This window comes from Kitasatospora sp. NPDC087271, assembly GCF_044744605.1.
Classification (GTDB): domain Bacteria; phylum Actinomycetota; class Actinomycetes; order Streptomycetales; family Streptomycetaceae; genus Kitasatospora.
Genome location: NZ_JBIUYQ010000009.1, coordinates 146659 through 168334 on the forward strand (window position 1 = coordinate 146659; position 21676 = coordinate 168334).

Genomic DNA, 21676 nt, shown 5'->3' on the forward strand with positions numbered 1-21676 from the left:
CGCACACGGACCGCGCGCGGGTGGCTACGGTTCGAACTCCTTGGCGAAGGCGGCGAAGTCGGCGGTCCGCCATCTCTCGGGCCTCATGCGGATGAGGACGTCGTCGGCCAGCTGCCGCCGGTTGGCGTCCAGGTACGCCGCCGCCGTGTCCGCGTCCAGATACCGGCAGGCCAGCTCCTCGCGTGCGGCCGGCGGCAGCGGGTCCTCGACGGCCACCACCGGCCCCTCCACGCTGACGTAGCGGTAGGGCGCCGACTCGACCTGCGCGCAGAGGCTGAACCGGCCCGCGCTGCGGATGAGCCGGGCCTTCAGCGTCGTCCGCCCGGTCTGGATCGTCACCAGCCCGCCGGGCCGGTAGGAGTACCAGAGCGGGACGAGCAGCGGTCCGCCGCCGTCGCGCGCGTCGTCCACCCCCAGGATTCCCACGTGCGGGCTTGCGAGGAACGCCTCCCGGGCTTCGACCGACATCCTGAGATCCACTGGTACCGCCTCGATTCGGCAGGAGCCGCATCCGGTATCGATTCGCGCAAGGGAGCGTGAGCCGGCGGGGGCCTCGGGGCGGCCGGCGTGTGACCGCCGCAGGTCCGTGCGGGTCCTCGGTCCTTCTCGTCCGGTGCACACGGCCTTCGGGAACCCGGTGGGGCGGCCAGGGCCGGGCCGGGCTCTCCCTTCCACGTTTCCACCACACCCGGGTGGCTCGCATCCCGGCGGCCGCGCACGCGGTGCCTCCGCTCCCCCGCCGAAGAGCACGACGGGCGCTCCGGGGGGATCCTGCCAGTGCCGGCCGCCAGGTGGTTCCCGGCTGGTTCCAGGAGAAGGAGGGGCACATGAGGGCGGCCATCCGGGCCGAGGGCCTGGTGAAGGACTTCGGCGACGTACGGGCCCTGGACGGGGTCGACCTGGACGTGCCGGAGGGGACGGTGCTGGGCCTGCTCGGCCCCAACGGCGCCGGCAAGAGCACCACGGTACGGGTGCTCACCACCCTGGTGCGGCCCGACGCGGGCAGCGCCCACGTGGCGGGGGTGGACGTGCTCAAGCACCCCGGCCGGGTCCGCAGCCTGCTGGGCCTCTGCGGCCAGTACGCGGCGGTCGACGAGTACCTCACCGGCCGGGAGAACCTCCAGATGGTCGGCGAGCTCTACCAGATGCGGAGCAGGGACGCCAAGGCGCGCGCCCGGGAGCTGCTGGAGTGGTTCGACCTCGCCGAGGCGGCCGACCGGCCGGCCAGGACCTACTCCGGTGGCATGCGCCGCCGGCTCGACCTGGCGGCCGCGCTGGTGGTGCGGCCCCCGGTGATGTTCCTCGACGAGCCCACCACCGGTCTGGACCCGCGCAACCGGCTGGCGCTGTGGGAGGTCATCGCGATGCTGGCGGCGGAGGGCACCACCCTGCTGCTCACCACCCAGTACCTGGAGGAGGCCGACCGGCTGGCGCACGACATCGTCGTGGTCGACCACGGCCGGGTGATCGCACGCGGATCCGCCGACGACCTCAAGACTAGGACCGGCGGCGAGCGGGTGGAGGTGGTGGTCCACGACCGCGAGCAGATCGGTGCGGCCGTCGCGGCGCTCACCCCGTACGGTGGGGGCCCGCTCAGCGTGGAGCAGCACACCCGGCGAATCCTCGTGCCGGTGGGCGGGGGCGCCCGGGTGCTCGCCGACGTCATCCGCGAGCTGGACGGGCTGGGCGTCCTCATCGACGACATCGGCCTGCGCAGGCCCACCCTCGACGACGTCTTTCTCTTCCTCACCGGCCACGCGGCCGAGGAGAACGAGCTGGGGAAGCCGCCTCGGACGGCTTCCGGGTCCGGGCGGCGCCGGTGGGCACGGAACGCCCGTGGGAACTCCCGGCGGGGGATTCGGCGCTCCCACCGGAAGTAGTAACTCCGGTGATGGTCGAAGCAGTGATGGTCAAGGGAGTGGAAACCATGGGACAGCTGGATGGGAAGGTCGCCGTGGAAGCCGAGAGACAGGCTGCGGCCGCCGAACTCGCGGACGACTACGAACGTAAAGCCGTGGCCGCAGAGCTGGCGGCGCCGGTCCGCGCCGGGGGAGGAGGGGGAGGAGGCGAGAGGACCGGGGGAGGAGCCTGTGGTGGTCCCACTTCACCGCCTGGATCCGCGGCCTGCTGGCCGGGAAGCGATCAGCCGGCGCCGACGATCAGCCGCCCGAGGCGCGGCGGAGGCGGATCAACGCCGTCCCGGCCGGTCCGGAGAACGCCGGAAGGCCGGACGGCTCGACGATCGTCGTGTGCCCGCGCAGCGGGCGGAAGCCTGCGGCGCTCAGCACGGCCAGGGTCCGCTGATATCCCTGGGCGCCGTTCAGGAATTTCGGCGCGGTGGCCACCACGCAGGGCCCGCCGCCGGCGCGTGCCACGAGCTCGCCCAGCAGCAGCACGCCGAGACCGGGATCGTCCCAGCCGTCGTCGAACGTGAACTCGTTGACGATGAGGAGGTTTCCGAGGTCGCCGTACGGCCCTTGTCCGAGCATCTTGCGCAGCACCGTGGTGAACTCGGACCGGTCGTTCTGGTTTGCGAGCGCATCCCGGCGAACCGCGCTGATCACCTCCGACCCGCGCGGGATCGTGTTCTCCAGGTCGGCCAGGAGCGCCGTGCTCACCGACCCGCTGTCCATGGGGATCCGGCAGAGACCCAATAGGGCGACTTGGCGGAGACCGTCGTGGGGACGCCGGATCTCGGCGGTATCCCGTTCCTGCGGGTAGCGGGCGAGCAATCGGTGGGTCTGCGAGCGTTCACCGGCTGCCAGGACCGGGCCGATCTCGCAGGTTATGGTGAGGTGCAGCCGGTCAGGGTCACCAGGAAGCCCGGTGGACAGCGGAACTGTCGAGGTGTCAGTCACGATGCGCCTTTCTGCGGACCCGTACGCGAACCGGGCGATCCGCAGGCTGACAGAGGTGCGCCACGGGTGCCCGACCATTGGCAGTATCAGCCGAAGTCCACGGAATATGCCAGGGTGCCGACGAACGGCTCCCGGCCGCATGGGCCGGCCGACCGGCCGCGTCCGGGGTCTGTCGGTAGCTCAAACCCGGGACGTAGGCCCTCCAGCCCGGGGCGGAGAGACTCCCCGCCCGCCCGTGTGCACGGCTGAACGCCAGCACCGACCTGTGGTGGGCGGCCACCCAGGGCAGCCGCCGGGTGGCCGCCCGCAGCACCGACCTGCTGCCCGGACTGCTCGCCCTGGCGGCGGCCGAAGGCCTCGCCCGGCTGCGCGAGTCCAGCGGACGGCGCGACGAGCAGCAGGCCCACGCGGCGGCACAGGCACCCGCGCCGCTGGGGCGAGGCGGCGGGGTGAGGCGCTGGGGTGAGGCGCCGGGCGACACGGCGGCGAGGCGGCTACCGCGCCTGCTCCGGCGTCATCGCCCGTCCCCGGCACGTAGCTCGGTGGCGATCTGGCGCCGGCCGGCGACCACCGCCTCCAGCACCACCGCGACGCAGGCCACCAGCGCCAGGCCCACCGTGGGCAGTAGCACCGGCACCACCGTGAGCGACAGGGCGTTGCCGACCTCGGCACCGACCAGCGTGGAGATGTCGAAAGCCGGGCCGAGCAGTCCGACCGCCGCCGCGGCGACCAGACCGCCGCCAACGGCTGCCGCCAGGACCTGTGGCAGTGCCTCGACGACGATCAGCGCCAGCCCCTGCCGGGGCCGCAGACCCATGGTCCGCAACCGGGCGAGCACCGTCGCGCGGTCGGGCGCGGCCTGGAACAGCGTCAGCAGGACGGCGAGCAGGGCGAACCCCGCGCCGGCGACCGCCGCGTACCGGAACAGCCGCCCGGCGGCCTGCTGCAACGGGTCCTCGGCGAGCTGCTCGGCGTACTCGCGGCTGCTGCCCACCGTGTACCCGGGAGGCAGCCCGTGGGTGCCCCGGCCCGCGGCCGCGGCGTCCTGCGCGATCAGCTTCGTGATGCCCGTCGGCTGGGTCAGGCCCCGCTCCAGGAGCGTCGCCCTGACCTGGTCGGGGTCGAAGTCGCCGACGCCGAGCCACTTGTTCATCCGGCCGAGTTCGGGCAGGCGCTGCGCGGCGGGACCGGCGGGCACCACGACGAACGGCAGACCCGGGTCCGGCAGGGCCGGGGTGGCGGTGACGATCCCTGCGACGGTGGTGAGCAGCTCGTTCCCGGTGAGCAGGTGCACCTTGGGCGTGCCGGCGGCCAGCCGCCCGGCCAGGTCACGGCTGAACAGCGCGGGCACCGGAGTGTCGGCGCCGCCGGGGGCACCGACGAGCTGCGCCGCGTCGAACTCGCCGGCCCCGATGCTCCGGGCGATCTCCGCGTACGCCCGCGGCTCCGCGACCACCAGGACGGCCTTGGTGTAGTCCTGGTCGGCGCCGATGAACAGGGCCCTGGAGTCGACGCGGACCCCGGTCGAGCTCCGGGCTCCTGGCAGTTCGGCGGCGGTCTTGGTGAACGACTCCGGCAGGGTGGCGTAGTCCGGGACGGCGATGGCGATGTCGCCGCCGGTCGCGGCCCGCGCGGCACGCATTCGGCTGTGCTCCACGGTGTCGAGCACGGTGGCGCCGAAACCGGTCGTGGTGACGGCGATCAGCAGCGCGAGCACCGGCAACGGGGACCGCCGCCGACGACCCGAGCCGTCGCGGGCGGCACGGGCCGGGCCCAGGAACCCGATCAGGCCGCGGCCACGCCTCGTGAGTGCGGCCAGCTGCCCGAGCACCACCGGCACGATCCGGGCCAGCAGCAGTCCGCCGGTCACGGCGAGCAGCAGCGGGGCGGCCGCCAACAGCGGGTCCACGCTGGACCCGGCGTGGCCGACGCCGCGTCGGCGGACCTCGGCCACGGCCACGACGGTGACGGCCGCAACGGTGAGTTCGCCGGTCACCCGGCGCAGGGTGCCGATCGCCCGGCCCCGGCCGCGGGCCGCACGCTGACGCGACCACAGCAGGGCGACACGGGCCGGGAAGGCCAGCAGGGCGAGCAGCGTCGTGGCGAGGGCCGCCAGCAGCGCGTGCCCCCACCGGGGGGTGGGCAGCAGCAGCACGGCGAGCAGCGTCCCGAGCGCGGCGGCGGGCAGGACGGTCACCGCACCCTCGCCGAGCAGGCGCAGCACCACCGCGCGGCGTGAACCACCGCGGGCATGCAGCAGCCGGATCTCGGTGGCGCGCCGGTCGGTGCCGAGGACCGCGGCCAGGAGCAGCACCACGGTGGCGACGCCCGCGGCGCCTGCCGGTCCGATCGCGCTCAGCGCCATCGCCGTGTGGTAGCGGGCGGCCGCCCGGGTGAGGACGTCGGGCAGGAAGGAGCTGATGTGCAGGTCCGCGCGCTTGGTCGCGGTGACCAGCGCCGTCGCGTCCCGTCCGGTCAGGAAGGGCCGGACGGCGGCGCGGATCCGGTCGAGCCGGTCGGCGCGCAGGGAGCCGGGGTCGACGGGCAGTCGCCAGAAGTCCTCGACGGTGTGGCCCCAACCGGTCAGCGCGGACAGGCTCGCGCCGTCGACGAAGCCGGTGGTCTGCCAGCGGTTGTCGCCGTTGGTGCCGAGGTTCAGGCAGGCTCGGTCCGGGCAGCCGAGGCCGTCCCAGAACGGGTCGAGCGGATCGTCGACGCGGTAGAAGCCGGTCACCACGGTGGTCCGCCACCCGGTGGGTCCGCCGGTGCCGCTGTCGACGACGTCGCCGAGCTTGATGCCGACGGTATCGGCGGCCGTCCGACTCAGCACGATCGGCAGCGGGCCGGCGGCGGGCGCGTTGCCCGGCCACGTGCCGTCGGTGAGGGTCACGCGGTCGGCAAGGCCGTGCAGGTAGGCCAGGGAGAGTCCCGGGGCGGTCTCCTCGGCGAGCCGCGCGTACCCCGGGTTGGCCATGTCGTTGAACGCGGTGCGGGCGCCGTGGGCCAGGCCCGCTTCGGAGAGCGGGAGCTCCCTGCCGACCCGCGCGACGAGCTCCCGCTGCACGGCGTCGAGGCCGTCGGCGGTGTCGGTCGGTCGGGTTCGGGAGGTGGCGTGCAGGCTGGTCGGATAGATGCCCCGGTGGCTCACGTAGTCCCCGAGCGCCGCGTCCGCGTTCCGGTCCGCGATCCGGGGGAAGGCCGCCGCGAGGAAGACGGTGACGAGCACGAGGGCCGCCGTGAACAGGGCCGCCAGCGGGCTCGCGCGCAGCCTGGCGCGGACCCAGCGCGCGGGGCGGAGGGCGGGCCCCGGGGTGCCGGCTTCGGTGGTCACATCTCCTCCACGTGATGCGGCCGGGCGACCGCCTTTCTACCTCCTACGGTGGAGTCCACCGGACGCGTTCATCGATCCGGTCCGTGCGCGGATCAGCCGCGGACGGACGAAGCCGAGGGGCACGTCGGCGTACCGATCACCGCCGACCGATCACCGGATGACCGACGATGCTGTCAGATTCGACCGGGAGGCGGAAGGGATCTTCGCGAATCAATTCCGGCCCCGCCGGGATCCGTTGGACTTCTCTCCGCTACCTACAGGTCGAGCGGACAGCCCTTGACGCTGACACCAGCCGACACGCCGTCGGACGGCCAGCCACCCGGATCAGGGGAGAAGCGGCCGGACGGCCAGCCATTCCTGAAGCTCGTCGCGACTGCGACCAGGGCGTAGGTGTCCGATGATCAGGTCGAGGTGGCCGGTCAGATTCTTGAGACGGCGTAGCTCACCGATCTGCTCGGCAGGCAGGGCCCGCCACCGGGCACCCAGAGCGCCGGCCTCCGCAGGACTCAGGGCGAGCTCGGCGAGGGTGTCGGCGGCGAGAACGTCAGGGTCCCAGTCGGGGTCCTGGGCGTCGGGACCGAGGCGGTCGATGATCCACGCCCGGAGCATGAAGTCGTTCTGGGCCATGCGTGCCTGTCCCCAGGAGCCGTCGCCGTGCAGGCGCGCGTTGACCCGCAGCGACAGCTTCGCCCATTGCCTGCGCTCCGCCGGTCCGGCACCATCCTCGGAGCGGTACGCGCGCAGGGCGCTGATCTCCCGGACGCCCTCCAGCTCGCCACGATGCCGACCGGGACGCTCGGCGAACGCGGTGAGCTGGTCGAACGTCAACACGCTGAGGTCTTCGGCCGGTTCACTTGTCGAGGCGGTGTCCATGGACACCAGCCTGTACCACTGAACGACTGACCGCTCGGCCGGCCTCCCCGGTCAGCGTCCGACCGGGACGACCGGGGAGACCTGCGCGACGGGCCAGCGGGGGCCGCCCGGGCCGCCCTGCCACGCCCACTGTTCCTCGGGGGTGACGGTGATCCCGTAGTCGTACAGGTCCGGCGACCCGAGCGCCTCCCACTGGGACCAGGCGGTCATCACCTCGTCGCCGATCCGCCGCGGGCCGCCTTGGAACAGCACCGCGCCCCCACCACCGTCCGTGGACAGCGCCGCCCACGAGCGGTCGCCGTCGTGGAACCAGACGTTGACACTGTCCTCGTCCCGTCCCGTCAGAACGAGGGCGTCCGGGACGGCGACCTCCGTCGCGTGCGCGCATCACGATGAAGCAAGCGGTCAGGTCAGGATGATCGGATTGGTGAGTGCGGCGACGTTCCCGTTGGGGTGGCGGACCTCGACGCGGACTGACGCCGAGTCCTCCGCCGTCGTGTCCCACTGCACCACGCCCACCCCGTCGGCGGGGAGAAGTGTCCGGTGGACCTTTCCTCGATCGGTGTGGAAGCTGACGGACCCAGTCGGCACGCCTTGTACTGATGCCCGCACTTCCACTTGCCCGCCGTGAGTCGCGAGTCGTTCTCCCACCCCGGCAACGCGACCATCGGCACTGGCGGTGAACGACACGTCCACGTCCGCCGACTCGGCGATCCAGCTGCGGCCGGCGCGGATTCCGGCCAGGATCGCCTCGGTGCCCAGCTCCTCGGCGAAGACCACGGTGTGGGGGATGCCGATCTGACCTTCCAGGTGGGTGTCGCTGTTGCCCATCGCCGGCCGCCACGAACCCGAGTGGATGTCCGCCGCGAGGCTCCGCCCCCACTCTGCCAGGGCCGCCTCGTTGTCGGCGTTCCAGGGCCGGTCCGAGGTCCACAGTCCGTTCCACACCTCCACCACGTCGAAGCCCCGGAAGGGGAACATGAAGTCGCCGGACGGGTAGGGCGCATGCGGGTGTGCGGCCACGCACAGGCCTCCTACTCGATGGACCTGGTCCAGGCACTTGTCAACCAGTCCGTCCCTGACCTGGTGGTTCCAGTCGACGACCTCGCCGGGATCGATGCCGAGCGCGAGCCAGTGCCCGGTCTTCGTGGTCACTTCCTCACCGAGGAGGATCAAGAAGTCGTCGGCGGCCAACTGCCCCCATACACCAGGGGGCGCGGCTGAGTTGTGCTCCGTTGTCGCGATGAAGCGAGCCCGGCGGCGCGCGCCCGAACGACCAACTCATCGGGGGTGAGTTCCCCGTCCGAGTGGACGGAGTGTACATGGCAGTCCCCGCGGTACCAGGCCGCCCCGCGTCCGACCGCCCGCGCTGGCGGGAAGCGCAAACTCGACAAGGTTCCCCCTCAAGTCCTGTCGAGCCAACGCGCAGGCAGGGCAGGTGGTTCCGTCGCGCCGAGATCCAATCAGGGCGTGAGACGCTCGCCGACGGCATGCGGCGGACCTCGCACGGGTAGGGGCGTCGGCGGCCCCGCCCCGCCGAAGGGCGCTGAAAACCCCGGCCGCCGTCCTCCGGGGGCTCGCGTCCGCAACGCCCATGGTCAACAGGCCTAGTCCGACCTCGACCGCACGTGGTCGGCGGTCGCCACGTCGTCGTTCGCGTCGTACATCTCGTCGATCGGTGTGGCGAACGACCTCACGACAGCGTTGCGCAGAACGCGGAAGTCCTTCAGCTGTTCCGCTCGCGCGAGATCCGCGTCGACCCGGTCGACCCCCGTCCGCAGGCGTTCGGTCGAGGCCTCCGCCGACAGGGCGTCCGCGGTGGTGCTCGGCTCCGGCAGGACGGTGAGGTACTTGCGCGCCTCCCCGACGACGATCGCCTCGTTGATCAGCGGGCTCTCCTTCAACCGGGTTTCGTGAGGACTGATCGTTTTGCCGCCCCGGGTGACGATCACGTCCTTCTTGCGGCCGATGAGCCGGATGTCGCCGTGGGGCGTGTACTCGACCAGGTCACCGGTGTGCAGCCAGCCGCCCCGGAGAACGGCCTCGGTCTCCTCCGGATCGGGCCAGTATCCGGTGAGGAGAAGCGGTGCGCGGGTCAGCATTTCGCCGTCGTCCGCGACTCTCACCTCGAAGCGCGGGTCCGCGAACTTCCTGCCGATCGTCCCCGGGCGGGGGACCGGCTGGTCGAAGTGCGCGACGGGGCACGCTCCGGTCTCGGTGGGACCGTAGTTCTCGCGGAGATCGAGCCCCCAGATCTGTCAGATCCCGAGGACGCTCTCGGGCATGGCCGCGGACGCGGTGTAGGCGAGGCGGATGCGGTCCATCCCGGTGGTCGCCCGCAGCGGCAGGAAGACTCCGCGCAACGCGGCGGCGTACGCGATGCGCGGCGGTACCGAGGACCGGCGGTGGGACCAGCGGTTGTCGGCCACCCTGCGGCCGACCCACATGGCGGCGTCGTAGACGTAGCGGCGCGATCGCGGCCAGGCCTGTGCCCGTGCGATGAGTTCACCGGCGGCCTTCTCGTAGAACCGCGGTGGCCGGAGCAGTGCCGTCGGCCGTACCGGCCGCAGCACGTCCCGGTAGTCCTCGATGGGGCAGTACGTGACCACCGGCCGGGTGAGCAACGGCGCCGAGAAGTGTCCTGTTGCCTGTGCCTCGTCGGGTGCAGCAGCATGTCTTTCGTGCTCGGACTGTACCGGGGCGCGAAAGGGGAAAGGGCTCTCACTCATGTCCACATTCCTTCTGATACACGGTAGTTGGCACAGCGGGCGCTGCTGGGAGCGGGTGGTGTCGCTGCTGGAGGCGTACGGGCACCGGGTGTTCGCGCCGTCCCTGACCGGCTGCGGGGACAAGGCGCACCTGCTCGGACCGGAGGTGGGACTCGACACGCACGTCGACGACGTGGTCGGGCTGGTCGCCGAGCAGGACCTCGACGACGTCGTCCTCGTCGGCCACAGCTACGCGGGGCTGGTGATCTCCTCCGTGGCCAACCGGATCCCGGAGCGCATCGCACACCTCGTCTACCTCGACGCGCTGGTCCCGCAGGACGGCGAGTCCGCGGTCGACGTCCAACCCGTGGGGCGGCGGATGATCGAGCTCGCCGAGAAGTCCGAGAGCGGCTGGCGCGTCCCCCCGATGCCCGAGCTGCCCGCGCCCCTCGGCCTGTTCGGCGTCACGGACCCGGCGGACGTGGCCTGGCTGCGCGAGACGCTCACGGACCAGGCGGTGCGCTGCCTTCGGCAATCCGTGCGACTGGACAACCCGGCTGCGGACGCGATCCCGCGCACGCACATCCACAACGTCGGCCCCACGCCGCCGGGCATCACCCGCCGCCCCGTCCCCCCGATCCAGCCCAACGGCTCCGCCGCGCAGGTCTGGGAGCTGCCGACCGGCCACGACTGCATGATCACCATGCCGAGGGAACTGAGTGAACTGCTCCTCAAGCTCGCCTGAGTAGTACATCGTTGACCTGAGGTGATCTCGGTCTGCGGGTCGGGCATCGGGTCGGCGTGGATCCGGGGGAGATCGGGCAACTCCGTGGTGAGCCGGCCGCGCGGGTGGGGCTTCGTCGCAGGTCGAGCTCGCTGTGGGTCTACTGCCGGTCGTCCTTGAGGGCTTCGGTCATCTGCTCGTCGATGGCCCTGATCTGGTCGCGGTAGGGGTGGAGGGTGGAGGGTGGCTTCGATGCCGCCGCTTGGTGCTGTCGGCCGCGGGGCGGGGCACGGGCTCAAGCTTGGGCCTCGTGGTCGCGATCAGCCGTCGTGGTGGTCCGCCTGCTCCTTCCTGTGGCGTGGGAGTCGGTGGGACTCGACCGGTCGTCCGCCGGCGAGGTGCTCGGTGACGATGCGGCCGGCGACGGCCGGGTCGATCTTCCCGTACCAGATGTCGTCCGGCTGCACGCTGGCGACGGGGGCCTGGTTGCAGGGGAACTGGCACCCCGTCTGGGTGACGAGCACGTCGTCGTCGCCGAGGCCGTGCTCGGTCAGTTTCCGTACCAGGGCGCGTAGTCCCTCCTCCGCGCCCTTGGCCGCGCAACGCGGGCCGCGGCACACCAGGACCTGGTGCCGGTGGCCGGGGACTTCCTCCCAGGCCGCGGACGTGAGGCCGGGCTCCTGGCCGGTGATGGCCCTCGTCACCGCGGCCACCGCGGGGACCGCGTCCGGCGAGTCGGCGAGGCGGGTCGCGACGAGGAGTTCGGGACGGTGGCCCGCGCGCTCGCGCCACCAGTACGCCGCGATCCGCCGTAGCCAGGACTGGGCCGGGCCGGACGCCGCGAGGCGGACGCCGATCACGACCACGGTCTCGGCGCCCGCGTCGGCCAGCCTGGTCAGCTCGGCCGACAGGGAAGGGTCTGCCTGCTGCAGGAACGCGATCGAGGCCTGGTGCGACGCCGCTGTCCGGAGGAGTTCGTCACGGCGGACGGCTTCCCCCATCGACATGCCGACCAGGAGCGTGGCACTGCGGCGGGCGAGCGCGCCCGGGACGGGGCGGGTCATGGTGTTGTCCCTTCGGGGAGCAGTCCGTTCCACCGGATGTGCGGTCTGTCGTGCCGGGGGTGTCGTTCCACGGTGACGTCGACGCCGTAGACGTGCGCGATCGTCGGCGAGGTGAGCACGTCGGAGCTGGGCCCGTGGGCGACCAGTCGGCCGTCGAGCAGGACGGCGACCTCGTCGCAGTAGGCGGCGGCGAGTTCGAGGTCGTGCAGCGCGGCTACCGTGGTGATGCCCAGCCCGCGTACGGTGCCGAGGAAGCCGAGTTGGTGGCGTAGGTCGAGGTGGTTGGTGGGCTCGTCGAGCAGGAGCACGCCGGGCTCCTGCACCAGTGCCCGCGCGAGCTGGACCCGCTGCCGCTCGCCACCCGACAGCGTCGGCCAGGACCGGTCGAGCAGGTGGCCGACGTCGGCTGCGGCCACGGCCGCGGCGAACACGGACCGCTCGTGGGCGTCGGTGGCGGAGTTCGCCGGCACGGGCCAGCGGCTGCGGTGCGGCGTGCGGCCGAGATCGATGACCTGACGGACCGGCAGCGACAGCCGGGTGTCCGCCTGCTGCTCCATGAAGGCCACCTGTCGTGCTCGTCGGCGGGCCGTGAGTGCGTGGAGATCCTCTCCGTCCAGGAGGACCCGACCCTCGCTCGGCCGGGTCAGTCCGGCGACCGCGCGCAGCAAGGTGGTCTTCCCGGCGCCGTTGGGTCCGAGCAGGCCCGTGATCCGGCCGGGGGCGAACGCGAGCGAGACCGCGTCCAGCAGCGTGGCTCCGCCGATGCTCACGCGGAGCTCCTCCGTGCGCAGCTCGGCGGGGGGCGTCACCGTCACTGCCCCCTCCCGTCGGCCCGCCCCTGGCGCCACAGCAGCCAGGCGAAGAAGGGCGCTCCGAGCCCGGCCGTGATGACGCCGACGGGGATCTCCCGGTCGGGGAGGACCGAGCGCGCCACGATGTCGCTGCCCACCAGGAGGGACGCGCCCACCAGTGCCGACACGGGCAGCAGGAGGGCGTGGCGCGGGCCGCAGACGAGACGGACGACATGCGGTACGACCAGGCCGAGGAACCCGATGACGCCGGTGTGGGCGACCAGGCACGCGGTTACCAGCGCGGCGGTGGCGACGAGGACCCAGCGGGTGCGCTCGACGTGGACGCCGAGGGAGCGGGCGGCGGTCTCGCCGAACGCGAAGGCGTCCAGGTCGCGGGCCGAGGAGGCCAGGACCGTGACACCGGCCAGCGCGACCGCGGTCAGGAAGACGGCGGTGGGCCACCGCACGCCGGCGACCGAGCCCAGCGTCCACTCCATGACACCGCGCGCCGCGTTGCGGTCCCCGAGGACCAGCACGACGAACGAGGTGTAGGCCCCGCACATCTGTCCCACCGCGATGCCGGCGAGCACGGTCCGGGTGGTCGGTAGCGACCGGGTGCGCGCGCCGGCCAGTGCCAGGACGACGACGGCGGCTAGCAGGGCACCGGCGAAGGCCGCCGTGGACACCGCGCCGGTGCCCACGGCGCCGGACACGCCGACACCGAGGACGATCACGGTGACCGCGCCGGCGGCGGCTCCGTCCGAGATCCCGAGCAGGAAGGGATCGGCCAGGTCGTTCCCGGTCAGCGTCTGCAACACCGCACCGCAGACCGCGAGGCCGGCGCCGGTGGCAGCCGCTCCCAGAACCCGGGGCAGCCGCAACTGCCAGACGATCTGGTCGTCCAGCAGCGTCACGTGCGGGTTGCCCAGCCCGAGACGGCGCACCACGACGTCGATCACCGTCCGGACCGGCTCGTGTTGCGAGCCCACGGCGAGGCCGAGGAGCACGGTGGCCAGGAGCAGGGCCGCACCGATGGCCAGGGCCGCCGTCGCGCGGCCCGGACCAGGGGGCCGCGCGACGGCGGGGTGGGGCGCGGTCATGAACCCGGGTGCAGTCGGCCCAGTCCCGCGGACACCCGGGCGGCACCGTCGGCGAGCAGCACGCCGGGAGTCGACTCCGAGAACGGCACCACCACGAAAGCCTTGCGCTGTACGGCGGTGAGCTTGCTCAGCACCGGGTCGTTCTCCAAGTAGTCGATCTTGGACTGGGCCGTGTCCCAGCCGGCGTCCGCGACCACGATGGCGTCCGGGTCTGCCGCGACGACCTTCTCCCAGCTCACGTTCTGCCAGCCACCGGGCAGGTCCCCGAAGACGTTGCGGGCGCCCACGGCATCGAGAACGAGTTGAGGTCCGCCGTGGCCGGCCCCGACGAACGGCGCCTTGGTGTCCGAGTCGTACCACAGGACCTTCAAGCCCTTGCCAGCGGCCGTTGCCGTGAACTCGGCCAGTTGCTGCTCCTGTTGCTGCTGGATCGCGGCGGCCCGCTCCGTGACACCGAAGACCTTGGCGACGTCGTTCAGTTCGCCCCACACCGCCTGCCAGGTCGTCGGCGGCACCTGGCTCTTGTCCGAGCAGCCGAACGGGGACAGGTACGACGGGATGCCCTGGCCGCGCAGTTCCCCCCGGGTGCCCGCGACCTTGTCGGTGAACGCGCTGGAGTAGGAGGCGTACAGGAAGTCGGGACGGGCCGCGAGGAGCTTCTCCTTCGTCGGGTAGTCCTTGGAGAGCACCGGGACGGAGTCGTAGGCCGCCTTCCACTTCTCCGGGATGGAATCGTCGAGGTAGGCGGTACCGGCCATGCGGGACTGCAGGCCGAGGGCCAGGGCCACCTCGGTGGCACCCTCGTTGAGCGTCACCAGCCGGTCGGGCGGCGCGCCGACCGTCACGGTGGTCCCGCAATTGTCGACGCTGACCGGCGCGGCAGTTCCGGCCGTCCCGCCGGACGTGGTGGGCGCGGGGGCGCCCGTGCAAGCTCCGAGCATGCCGATGAACAGGAAGGCCGCGACCGCCCGGCCGACACGTATCGGACCTGTGGGACGTACGGAACATATCGAACGGAACGGATACGGCAGACCGCTGGGCACGTGTTCTCCAAAACCCTCGTGGAACATGTAGCGCCGTGGCCGGTCTCCTGGCTTCCGCATCAACGCGCCGCGGCCGACCTTCCCGGACGGCTCTTCCAACCCGCCCAGTGGCCCTGACCGCTGGAAAAGCCGGTCAGCGAGGGCCGCGGAACTCCGCGGCAACAGTGGCGAGGGCCGCACCGGACTCAGACCGGTTTCCCGTACACCACGGCGATGGCAAGGTATCAGGCGTGGTCAGGTCGGAGCTGGCCAGCCCGTGGGATGATCGTCTGGACCGTTCCCGGGGGCGGGGGAGGGATCGGCCACGGGGCCCGGCCGGGGGTCTCAGGTGCGGGCGGCGGCGACGATCCAGTTCCTGAACTCGACGGCGTAGTGCCGCAGGTGGTGGTCCAGGACCTCGTCCGGGCACGTGACGGGGAAGTAGGGCGCCGCCACTCGGCCACCTCGCGGCTTCGCAGCAGTTCCTGCTCGTAGGCACGGCGTTGCTGGCCGGCGGTGCTGGCACACCGGCCCGAGCGCTCCCGCGGTCGCTCGGGGTGCGGGCTGAACCTGCCGACCGGCAGGTAGGGATCAATCATCGTCCGCTGATCGTCCGTGAGTTGCCGACGCGTCACAGCCCACAGTCCTCCCTGTTCCGCCCTCGGAGGAGGGTGCAACCAGAAGGCTGATCACTACCTCACACAGGCCCTCATTCCCGCACGTCGTGGCGGTTGGTGAACCAACGAGGTCCGCCGTCCCGTTGAGGCGTGTACCTGACCATCCTCCGATAGAGAGTTGGCTGCCATGACCTCCAAGCGTGTTGTCCAGTCCTCCGTACTGACCGCCGTCCTGGCGCTGAGCGCCGGCTTGGCCCTGGCTCCCGCGGCGCAGGCCGCCGGCCCCTCCGCCGGAACGACGCGGTCGGCCGCCCCAGCGGCGTCCGCCGCCTACGCGGTGCGCAGCACCCAGGTCACCCTGTCGAACCAGACCGGCAGCATGCTCTACCTCGGCTCGGCCACCCTGGCCCACGGGTGCTGGAGCGCCGGCAGTCCTCTGCCCCCGAGCTACATCCTGCCGAACGTGGCCCCCAGCTGGAAAACCGAGTCGTGCGGGTTCCTGACGGGCACCGAGGGGCAGATCGGCTTCGGCGTGGACACCTGGAGCGGGTTGATCCACTGGAGCAACCCCTACGCCGGGTCGAACGTCAACGAGTGCACTGTCGGTGCGGGTCTCACCTGCCAGGTGATCGGCGGCGGGGGGAACAACGCGGAGGTCACCTTCGTGGTGCGGCGCGCCTGAGGCCCGACCCCACCCGGTCGCCCGCCACCTGAACCACGAGTGCCTCCGGCAGGGCGGCCGAAATCGTACCGGCGTCCTGACCGGCCGCCCGCTCCCCATCCTCCCGAGCGGGTTGCGGTGCCGGATCGGTCCGGGGAGTGCGGCGCGGCCGCTCTGCGGGCGGCGACCTCGGTCGTCGGCTCCCGGGCGGCGCGCGGCGCGGTCTGGCTGCGCCGAACCGGTCGCGGCGGCTCCGTACGACCTTGTCGCGTCCGCGAGCCGCAGCAGGGCTGCCGGGGCGTCACGTTCCCGGTCGTGGGCGGAATGGGGATCGGCTGCCGTCCCTGCGTCGAGCACCGCCTCAAGGGTGCTAACTTAGGCAAGCCTAACCAAGACGCGCGACCACACAGCCCAGGGGGGCACCATGGCAGACCAACCGACCCGCCGGACACCGCAGGCGCGCGAAGCACAGGTGCTGCGCACCGAGCGGATCACACCGCACATGGTGCGCCTGGTCCTCGGCGGTGCGGGGTTGGAGGACTTCGACGCCACCGAGTTCACCGACCACTACATCAAGGTGCTCTTCACGCCCGAGGGCGTGAGCTACCCGGAGCCCTTCGACATGGCGCGGATCCGCGAGGAGTTCCCGCCCGAGCAGCGGCCGATCACCCGGACGTACACCGTGCGGGCCTGGGACCCGGCCCTGCGCGAGCTGACCATCGACTTCGTGGTGCACGGTGACGAGGGCCTGGCCGGGCCCTGGGCGGCCCGCGCACAGCCCGGCGAGACGGTGCGCTTCCTGGGCCCCGGCGGCGGCTACGCCCCCGACGCGAGCGCCGACTGGCACCTGCTGGTGGGCGACGAGAGCGCGCTGCCCGCGATCGCCGCGGCGCTGGAGCGGATGCCGGCCGATGCCGTGGTGCACGCCTTCGTCGAGGTCGCGGACGCCGCGGAGGAGCAGAAGATCGTCTCGCCCTCCGGGGCCGAGATCAGCTGGCTGCACCGCGGTGCCCGCCCGGTGGGCGAGGCGCTGGTCGAGGCGGTGGGCGCGCTGGAATTCCCCGCCGGCACGGCATCCGCGTTCGTGCACGGTGAGGCGGGCTTCGTGAAGGAACTGCGGCGTCTGCTGCGCGTGGAGCGAGGCATCCCGCGCGAGCGGCTATCGGTCTCGGGCTACTGGCGGTCCGGTCAGAGTGACGAGGCCTGGCGGGCGGCCAAGCGCGAGTGGAACGCCCAGGTGGAGGCCGAGCAGGAGTCGGCCGGCTGATCTACGCGGCCGGGCAGCCGCCCCTCCCCGGCCTCTGCCCGCCCCCGGCGGCCCCCCGCCGCCCGCACTCCCGCCTTCGTCGACGCTGTACACGGAATCGTTGTCCTCACCGCGCATGCCTCCGGCCCAGTACCGGTTTCATGATCACTGAGGGAGAATTCCAGGAGGCCAATTCGGCGCAGTCGACAGGGGGTTGGGCGATGTCGAGGCTCTTCGGCGGGCGGGGCGGCGGCAGGGGAGACGAGGGAAGCGGGAGTACGCAGGAGCTGGCCAGGTCACTGGCCCGGCAGGGGGCCTGGGGCGGTCTGTGGAAGCTGGTGCTGTCCCTCCCCTTCCCGCAGGCCGCGGCGGCAGCCGCCCACCTGAAGCCATCGCGGTGGCAGCCCCAGGGAATGGCGGAGCGCCAGCTGGCCCAGCTGCTGGCCGAGACCGACCGTCGTGAGGTGGTACGGGTCGGCGAGTCGGTCCACGCGTCGGCCTCGCGGGTGCTGCCGTCCGCCCTCAACGCCGCCGGCCCGGTCGGCTTCTGCCATCAGCTGCCGCTGGCCGCGATCAACCTGATCGGCGAGGACCTCCACCGGTGCCGGATCGTGACGGTGGACCGCACCGGCGTCCTGAACGAGTTCTACGAAGGCCCGACGAACCACGTGTCGCTGTGCTGCGTGGACGCGGATACCGTGGTCGCCCTGCGCGACTTCGCCGGCGACGGCCACCTCCGGAACGCGGAACTCGTCGAGTACACACCCGGCGGGGAGACGGTCCTGGCCGGCGGCACGGCGCTGCTCGGAGCAAGGGTGGAGGCGACGGCCGACGGTTTCGTGACGGGCCTGAGGCTGGTCAGGGCGGCGCTCGGGTTCTTCGGCGGCCAGGAGCTGCAGCTCGACCTGGCGGAGTTCGGTTTCAACCGCGCCGACCTGTTCGCCGTCGATCCCTCCGGCACCCGGATCGCGTTCGCCGACGGGTTCCGGATCCTGATCACCGACAGCAGGCTCGAACCGATGCACGAGTTCGCCGCGGACGACCACCTCGGCCACGGACCGATCAGCGCCATCGCGTTCACCGCCGACTCCCTGGTCACGGCCGGCCTGGACCGGGGCCTGCAGCGGTGGCAGGTGGTCGGCGACCGCCTGCGCCCGCTGCACCCCGCCTCGTTCCCACCACCCAGAGCCCTGCACAGGCTCAGCCCCGTGCCCGCCTGGGGCCTCCTGGTCGGGGACGGCGGCAACGAGAACTTCTTCTACGACCAGACGTCCCTGGACAGCCGGACCTCGCCGCCCTTCCTGGGCTCCCTCGACACCGGCATCGGGCACTTCGAGTCAGCACCGTACGGCAGGCTCGCCGTCTACGAGGGCGGCCTGTTCCCGCCGACCCGCGACAGCGCCGACGGCTTCTACTCCACCGTGGTCCTCGACCTCGACCACCCCCTGAACCTGCTGGCCAGACGGCTGTCGTCGCTCTCCCGCGCGGACGCCGACCGATCGCGCGCCACCCGCGCCGACGCCGGCCGCTACCCGCTGTCGGACTCCGCTCGGAACGTCCTCGACCGCATCGAAGCAGCCGCCGAACTGGTACCCGAACTCGCCCGGTGACCCCGCGATCGTCCACGTACTCGTCGTTGATCGCCGGAAGAGTTCTCTCGAACGCCCCCACCAATCTCATCAGGCCGCCTCGGGGCGGTTCGGCGAGGGCCCTTGGGGGTGCGGGAAGCGTAGCCGGCGGTGTCAGCGTCGAGCATGACCATGTCCTGGTCCTCAATGTCCAGGCCTCGGAACCTACCCCGCTGAGCCGTGCAACGATTCCCAGGTGAGAGTCCCTGATGCTCCTTTCCGTGAACGCCTGTTTGTCGAGGCGTTGGCCGTGCTGGCGGCCGATCCCTCGGCTCAGCTGATCTGGGTGGACGAGCAGGGTGTCTCGACGGATGAGGTCGCCCTGGACTTCGACCACGCCTTCCGCATGGCCGAGGGCCTGGTCGAGGACGGGGATCTCAGCCGCGAGGTGCTACGTGACCTTCGAGCGATCGATGCGATCTTCGCCGGGATGAGCGGCCGGGAGAGCTCGGATCGGTGGAACAGGGAGGCTCTGACGGTCGATCCAGGGTGGATCGAAGCCCGGGAACTGGCCCGCCGGATCCTCATCGGGATGCTGGGCGAGTGGTGCCTGCCGATGCCGGAGATTCTCGTCGTGCGATAGCGGGCCCGGACCCCCCGCGGCAGTCAGCGAAGTCACCGAAGGGCAATTTCGTAACAGCCTGTCTTTGCGATGAATACTCAGAGTGACTGCTATATGTGGGGACATGACACATGAACAGCACTCAGCCCCTCCTGGACAGCGCCCGCGGCGCGTCCGGACGGCCCGGCTCGCCGCAGGGGCCCTGGCCCTGATCGTGGGCGCCGGAATGCCCCTGTGCCTGGACACCGGCACCCAGGCGCAGCCTCGGGCCGGCGGCTCGCCCCTGGTCAGCGAGACGTTCACCCAGGCCGCCGCCCCGGAGTTCACCGGCGTGGGGTCGGCCTGTCTCACCGGCGCGCCGGCTGCCACCGCGCCCGGCCCCGGGGACCATCGGCTCGGCGGCTGCCCGGGCGGCGTGGGCCCGGTGCCGCCCCCCGACGGCGCGCCGCACGGCTATCTGCGGCTGATGGACGCGTCCAACGACCAGGCCGGCGCGGTCCTCTACAACAACGCGCTGCCCGCCAACCAGGGCCTCGATGTCACCTTCGACCAGTGGCAGTACGGGAGCACGACCCCGGCCAACCCCGCTGACGGCATCTCGTTCTTCCTGGTGAACGGCGACGGCGCGCTGACCCACCCCGGCGCCTTCGGCGGCAGCCTCGGGTACGCGCAGAAGCTTCCCGACGACGACCCCACCGCCACCTTCCTGCCCGGTGTGGACCGTGGCTACCTGGGCGTGGGGCTCGATGTCCTCGGGAACTACTTCGGCGACTGGGAGCACCGCGGCAACGGCTGTCCCACCCGCTCGCCCGCCGGGACGGCGTTCCGCGTCCCAGGCCCCGGGGCCAACATGGTCACGGTGCGCGGCCCGGGCGACGGGATCGAGGGCTACTGCTTCCTGACCGCCACCACCAGCAACTTCAGCACCACCGCACCCTGGCCGTCGACGCTCCCGGGCACCCTGCAAGGGCCGCTCACCGCGCTGCCCCCGGGGGCCACCCCCGCCCAGGCCGAGACCGCGCTCGAACCCTCGCGCCGCCGGGTCCATGTCGAGCTCACCCCGACGCCCGACCCGGTGCTCACCGTGTCGGTCGACTTCAACGACGGCACCGGCTCCCACCAGGTGCTCAGCACACCCGCCCCGCAACCGGCGCCCGCCACCTACAAGTTCGGGTTCGCGGCCTCCACCGGTCTGTTCACCGACGTGCACCTCATCCGCAACGTGGTGGTGAGCAGCAACCAGCCGCTGCCGCAGTTGAACCTCGTCAAGCAGGTCCGGCAGCCGCTGCCCGGTGACTTGGTGGCCGGGACGCGGGTGCCGTACGACTTCGTGGTCACCAACTCCGGTGCCACGGACATCACCGGCCTCGCCGTCAACGACCCGAAGGTCGGCCCGGTCACGTGTCCCACGACGACGCTCGCGAGCGGTCATACGGTCACCTGCACTGCCACCCACACCGTCACCACCGCCGACGTGACCCACGGTTCCATCGACAACACGGCCACCGCGACCGGCGCTTCGGGCGGCCGGCCGGTCTCCTCGCCGCCGTCCTCGCAGAGCGTGCCGATCGAACGGCCGCCCGGCCTCGCCATCGAGAAGCAGGTGCAGACGCCCGGCCCCTACACGGTCGGGCAGACGGTCACCTTCCGCTACACCGTCCAGAACACCGGGGGCACCGAGCTGACCGGCGTCCACGTGACCGACGACCACGTCGCCGACATCACCTGCGCCTCGACCGCGCTCGCCCCGGCGGAGAGCCCGGGCGACCGCACCACCTGCCACGGCACGTACACGATCACCGAGAACGACGCTGCGGCCGGCTCCGTCACCAACACCGCCACCGCCACCGGTACGGCGAACGGCCAGCCGGTCACGTCCCCGCAAACCCAGCTGACGCTGCCGATCGGGGCGCCGCACCTCACCCTGAAGAAGCGGGTGCTCTCGCGCGGCCCCTACGCCGTCGGTGACACGGTGGAGTACTCCTACACGGTCACCAACACCGGCAGCACCGACCTGCACGGCGTGCTGGTCAACGACGACCGCATCGCCGGCGTCAGCTGCGAGGCGACCACGTTGACGCCCGGGGCCAGCACCACCTGCCACGGCACCTACACGATCACCCTGGCCGACATCGAAGCCTGTAAGGCGGCCCACCACCGCGGCGGCGCCGAGAAGGGCTGCGACCTCACCAACGTGGCGTTCGCGGCGGCCACCGATCCGCACGGGAACCCGATCGTCAGCGAACCCGCCAAGGCCACCATCACCGTGGGGGAGGAGAAGGACTCCTACTGCCACAAGCACCCCGGCCACGGCCACTGCCGCAAGGGGCTCACCGAGCCCGTGTCCGACGAGGAAAACGACTGACGGCACCTCGCCACCCCCGGCCCTCGCGTCCCCTTCCCGCACGGCGTCTTCCCGCTCGGTGTCTTCCCGCACCGCGTTCACGCAGCGCTTCGTCTGGCGTCCGGGCCGGTCGACGTTCCACCTCTG

Annotated in this window: 19 protein-coding genes and 1 riboswitch; of the genes, 7 read left to right on the plus strand and 12 right to left on the minus strand. The window is 72.1% G+C overall.

All coding sequences use genetic code 11. The features are described 5' to 3' along the window. Nucleotides 1-24: 24 nt before the first annotated feature. Complete coding sequence (locus tag ACIO9K_RS17815) at nucleotides 25-468, minus strand: pyridoxamine 5'-phosphate oxidase family protein (protein ID WP_363587946.1); 444 nt, start codon at nucleotides 466-468, stop codon at nucleotides 25-27. A 359-nt stretch (nucleotides 469-827) separates the two neighbouring features. On the opposite strand from ACIO9K_RS17815, the gene ACIO9K_RS17820 reads away from it, so the two are divergent. Beyond that, on the plus strand, nucleotides 828-1880 hold the full coding sequence (locus ACIO9K_RS17820) for an ATP-binding cassette domain-containing protein (protein ID WP_400330818.1): 1053 nt from the start codon (nucleotides 828-830) through the stop codon (nucleotides 1878-1880). 279 nt (nucleotides 1881-2159) lie between these two features. Here the strand turns inward: ACIO9K_RS17820 and ACIO9K_RS17825 are convergent, their stop codons facing one another. From ACIO9K_RS17825 to ACIO9K_RS17855, 7 genes are all read right to left on the minus strand, one after another. Continuing rightward, on the minus strand, nucleotides 2160-2858 hold the full coding sequence (locus ACIO9K_RS17825) for a hypothetical protein (RefSeq protein WP_400330821.1): 699 nt from the start codon (nucleotides 2856-2858) through the stop codon (nucleotides 2160-2162). 514 nt (nucleotides 2859-3372) lie between these two features. Then, the gene (locus ACIO9K_RS17830) at nucleotides 3373-6189 is read right to left on the minus strand and encodes a hypothetical protein (RefSeq protein WP_400330824.1); all 2817 of its coding nucleotides are present in this window, start codon (nucleotides 6187-6189) and stop codon (nucleotides 3373-3375) included. A gap of 324 nt (nucleotides 6190-6513) precedes the next feature. Further along, nucleotides 6514-7062, minus strand: coding sequence for a hypothetical protein (locus ACIO9K_RS17835; RefSeq protein ID WP_400330827.1), 549 nt, complete (start codon nucleotides 7060-7062; stop codon nucleotides 6514-6516). Between the two features lie 51 nt (nucleotides 7063-7113). Then, entirely contained in the window at nucleotides 7114-7314 is a 201-nt protein-coding gene (locus ACIO9K_RS17840; protein ID WP_400330830.1) for a hypothetical protein, read from the minus strand. 153 nt (nucleotides 7315-7467) lie between these two features. Further along, the gene (locus tag ACIO9K_RS17845) at nucleotides 7468-8256 is read right to left on the minus strand and encodes a CehA/McbA family metallohydrolase (protein ID WP_400330833.1); all 789 of its coding nucleotides are present in this window, start codon (nucleotides 8254-8256) and stop codon (nucleotides 7468-7470) included. Between the two features lie 413 nt (nucleotides 8257-8669). Next, nucleotides 8670-9164 carry a hypothetical protein gene (locus ACIO9K_RS17850; protein ID WP_400330836.1) on the minus strand — a complete coding sequence of 165 codons (495 nt, stop codon included), beginning with the start codon at nucleotides 9162-9164 and terminating at the stop codon, nucleotides 8670-8672. Between the two features lie 156 nt (nucleotides 9165-9320). Continuing rightward, nucleotides 9321-9791 (minus strand): hypothetical protein, encoded by a 471-nt coding sequence (locus tag ACIO9K_RS17855; protein WP_400330839.1) that lies wholly within the window; start codon nucleotides 9789-9791, stop codon nucleotides 9321-9323. On the opposite strand from ACIO9K_RS17855, the gene ACIO9K_RS17860 reads away from it, so the two are divergent. Further along, the gene (locus ACIO9K_RS17860) at nucleotides 9790-10515 is read left to right on the plus strand and encodes an alpha/beta fold hydrolase (RefSeq protein ID WP_400330842.1); all 726 of its coding nucleotides are present in this window, start codon (nucleotides 9790-9792) and stop codon (nucleotides 10513-10515) included. The genes ACIO9K_RS17855 and ACIO9K_RS17860 overlap by 2 nt on opposite strands. 299 nt (nucleotides 10516-10814) lie before the next feature. Here the strand turns inward: ACIO9K_RS17860 and ACIO9K_RS17865 are convergent, their stop codons facing one another. From ACIO9K_RS17865 to ACIO9K_RS17880, 4 genes are read right to left on the minus strand one after another with little or no spacing between them, the layout of a single operon-like run. Continuing rightward, nucleotides 10815-11558, minus strand: a complete 744-nt coding sequence (locus ACIO9K_RS17865) for a (2Fe-2S) ferredoxin domain-containing protein (protein WP_363620650.1) — start codon at nucleotides 11556-11558, stop codon at nucleotides 10815-10817. After that, nucleotides 11555-12328: an ABC transporter ATP-binding protein gene (locus ACIO9K_RS17870; RefSeq protein ID WP_363587966.1), complete on the minus strand. Its 774-nt coding sequence runs from the start codon at nucleotides 12326-12328 to the stop codon at nucleotides 11555-11557. Before ACIO9K_RS17870 ends, ACIO9K_RS17865 begins: the two co-directional genes overlap by 4 nt. 41 nt (nucleotides 12329-12369) lie before the next feature. Beyond that, nucleotides 12370-13449, minus strand: coding sequence for an iron chelate uptake ABC transporter family permease subunit (locus tag ACIO9K_RS17875; RefSeq protein WP_363620648.1), 1080 nt, complete (start codon nucleotides 13447-13449; stop codon nucleotides 12370-12372). Continuing rightward, complete coding sequence (locus tag ACIO9K_RS17880; RefSeq protein WP_400330847.1) at nucleotides 13446-14390, minus strand: ABC transporter substrate-binding protein; 945 nt, start codon at nucleotides 14388-14390, stop codon at nucleotides 13446-13448. Before ACIO9K_RS17880 ends, ACIO9K_RS17875 begins: the two co-directional genes overlap by 4 nt. 121 nt (nucleotides 14391-14511) lie before the next feature. Beyond that, nucleotides 14512-14717: riboswitch (cobalamin riboswitch) on the minus strand. A gap of 558 nt (nucleotides 14718-15275) precedes the next feature. Here ACIO9K_RS17880 and ACIO9K_RS17885 point away from each other — a divergent pair. The 5 genes from ACIO9K_RS17885 to ACIO9K_RS17905 all read left to right on the plus strand — a co-directional run bounded on the left by ACIO9K_RS17885 (nucleotide 15276) and on the right by ACIO9K_RS17905 (nucleotide 21550). Continuing rightward, complete coding sequence (locus tag ACIO9K_RS17885) at nucleotides 15276-15770, plus strand: hypothetical protein (protein WP_400330850.1); 495 nt, start codon at nucleotides 15276-15278, stop codon at nucleotides 15768-15770. A gap of 403 nt (nucleotides 15771-16173) precedes the next feature. Further along, complete coding sequence (locus ACIO9K_RS17890) at nucleotides 16174-17016, plus strand: siderophore-interacting protein (RefSeq protein ID WP_363620642.1); 843 nt, start codon at nucleotides 16174-16176, stop codon at nucleotides 17014-17016. 200 nt (nucleotides 17017-17216) lie between these two features. Further along, nucleotides 17217-18605, plus strand: coding sequence for a hypothetical protein (locus ACIO9K_RS17895; RefSeq protein WP_400330853.1), 1389 nt, complete (start codon nucleotides 17217-17219; stop codon nucleotides 18603-18605). 214 nt (nucleotides 18606-18819) lie between these two features. Then, nucleotides 18820-19206 carry a hypothetical protein gene (locus ACIO9K_RS17900; protein ID WP_400330856.1) on the plus strand — a complete coding sequence of 129 codons (387 nt, stop codon included), beginning with the start codon at nucleotides 18820-18822 and terminating at the stop codon, nucleotides 19204-19206. A gap of 205 nt (nucleotides 19207-19411) precedes the next feature. Beyond that, nucleotides 19412-21550: a hypothetical protein gene (locus ACIO9K_RS17905; RefSeq protein WP_400330859.1), complete on the plus strand. Its 2139-nt coding sequence runs from the start codon at nucleotides 19412-19414 to the stop codon at nucleotides 21548-21550. The last annotated feature ends 126 nt before the right edge of the window (nucleotides 21551-21676 follow it).

What these genes read in the sequence shown, in the direction of transcription:
- ACIO9K_RS17815 (WP_363587946.1), bottom strand. Translation starts at nt 468, where the DNA reads ATGTCGGTCGAAGCCCGGGAGGCGTTCCTCGCAAGCCCGCACGTGGGA.
- ACIO9K_RS17820 (WP_400330818.1), top strand. Translation starts at nt 828, where the DNA reads ATGAGGGCGGCCATCCGGGCCGAGGGCCTGGTGAAGGACTTCGGCGAC.
- ACIO9K_RS17835 (WP_400330827.1), bottom strand. Translation starts at nt 7,062, where the DNA reads ATGGACACCGCCTCGACAAGTGAACCGGCCGAAGACCTCAGCGTGTTG.
- ACIO9K_RS17850 (WP_400330836.1), bottom strand. Translation starts at nt 9,164, where the DNA reads ATGCTGACCCGCGCACCGCTTCTCCTCACCGGATACTGGCCCGATCCG.
- ACIO9K_RS17860 (WP_400330842.1), top strand. Translation starts at nt 9,790, where the DNA reads ATGTCCACATTCCTTCTGATACACGGTAGTTGGCACAGCGGGCGCTGC.
- ACIO9K_RS17855 (WP_400330839.1), bottom strand. Translation starts at nt 9,791, where the DNA reads ATGAGTGAGAGCCCTTTCCCCTTTCGCGCCCCGGTACAGTCCGAGCAC.
- ACIO9K_RS17865 (WP_363620650.1), bottom strand. Translation starts at nt 11,558, where the DNA reads ATGACCCGCCCCGTCCCGGGCGCGCTCGCCCGCCGCAGTGCCACGCTC.
- ACIO9K_RS17875 (WP_363620648.1), bottom strand. Translation starts at nt 13,449, where the DNA reads ATGACCGCGCCCCACCCCGCCGTCGCGCGGCCCCCTGGTCCGGGCCGC.
- ACIO9K_RS17880 (WP_400330847.1), bottom strand. Translation starts at nt 14,390, where the DNA reads ATGCTCGGAGCTTGCACGGGCGCCCCCGCGCCCACCACGTCCGGCGGG.
- ACIO9K_RS17885 (WP_400330850.1), top strand. Translation starts at nt 15,276, where the DNA reads ATGACCTCCAAGCGTGTTGTCCAGTCCTCCGTACTGACCGCCGTCCTG.
- ACIO9K_RS17890 (WP_363620642.1), top strand. Translation starts at nt 16,174, where the DNA reads ATGGCAGACCAACCGACCCGCCGGACACCGCAGGCGCGCGAAGCACAG.
- ACIO9K_RS17895 (WP_400330853.1), top strand. Translation starts at nt 17,217, where the DNA reads ATGTCGAGGCTCTTCGGCGGGCGGGGCGGCGGCAGGGGAGACGAGGGA.
- ACIO9K_RS17905 (WP_400330859.1), top strand. Translation starts at nt 19,412, where the DNA reads ATGCCCCTGTGCCTGGACACCGGCACCCAGGCGCAGCCTCGGGCCGGC.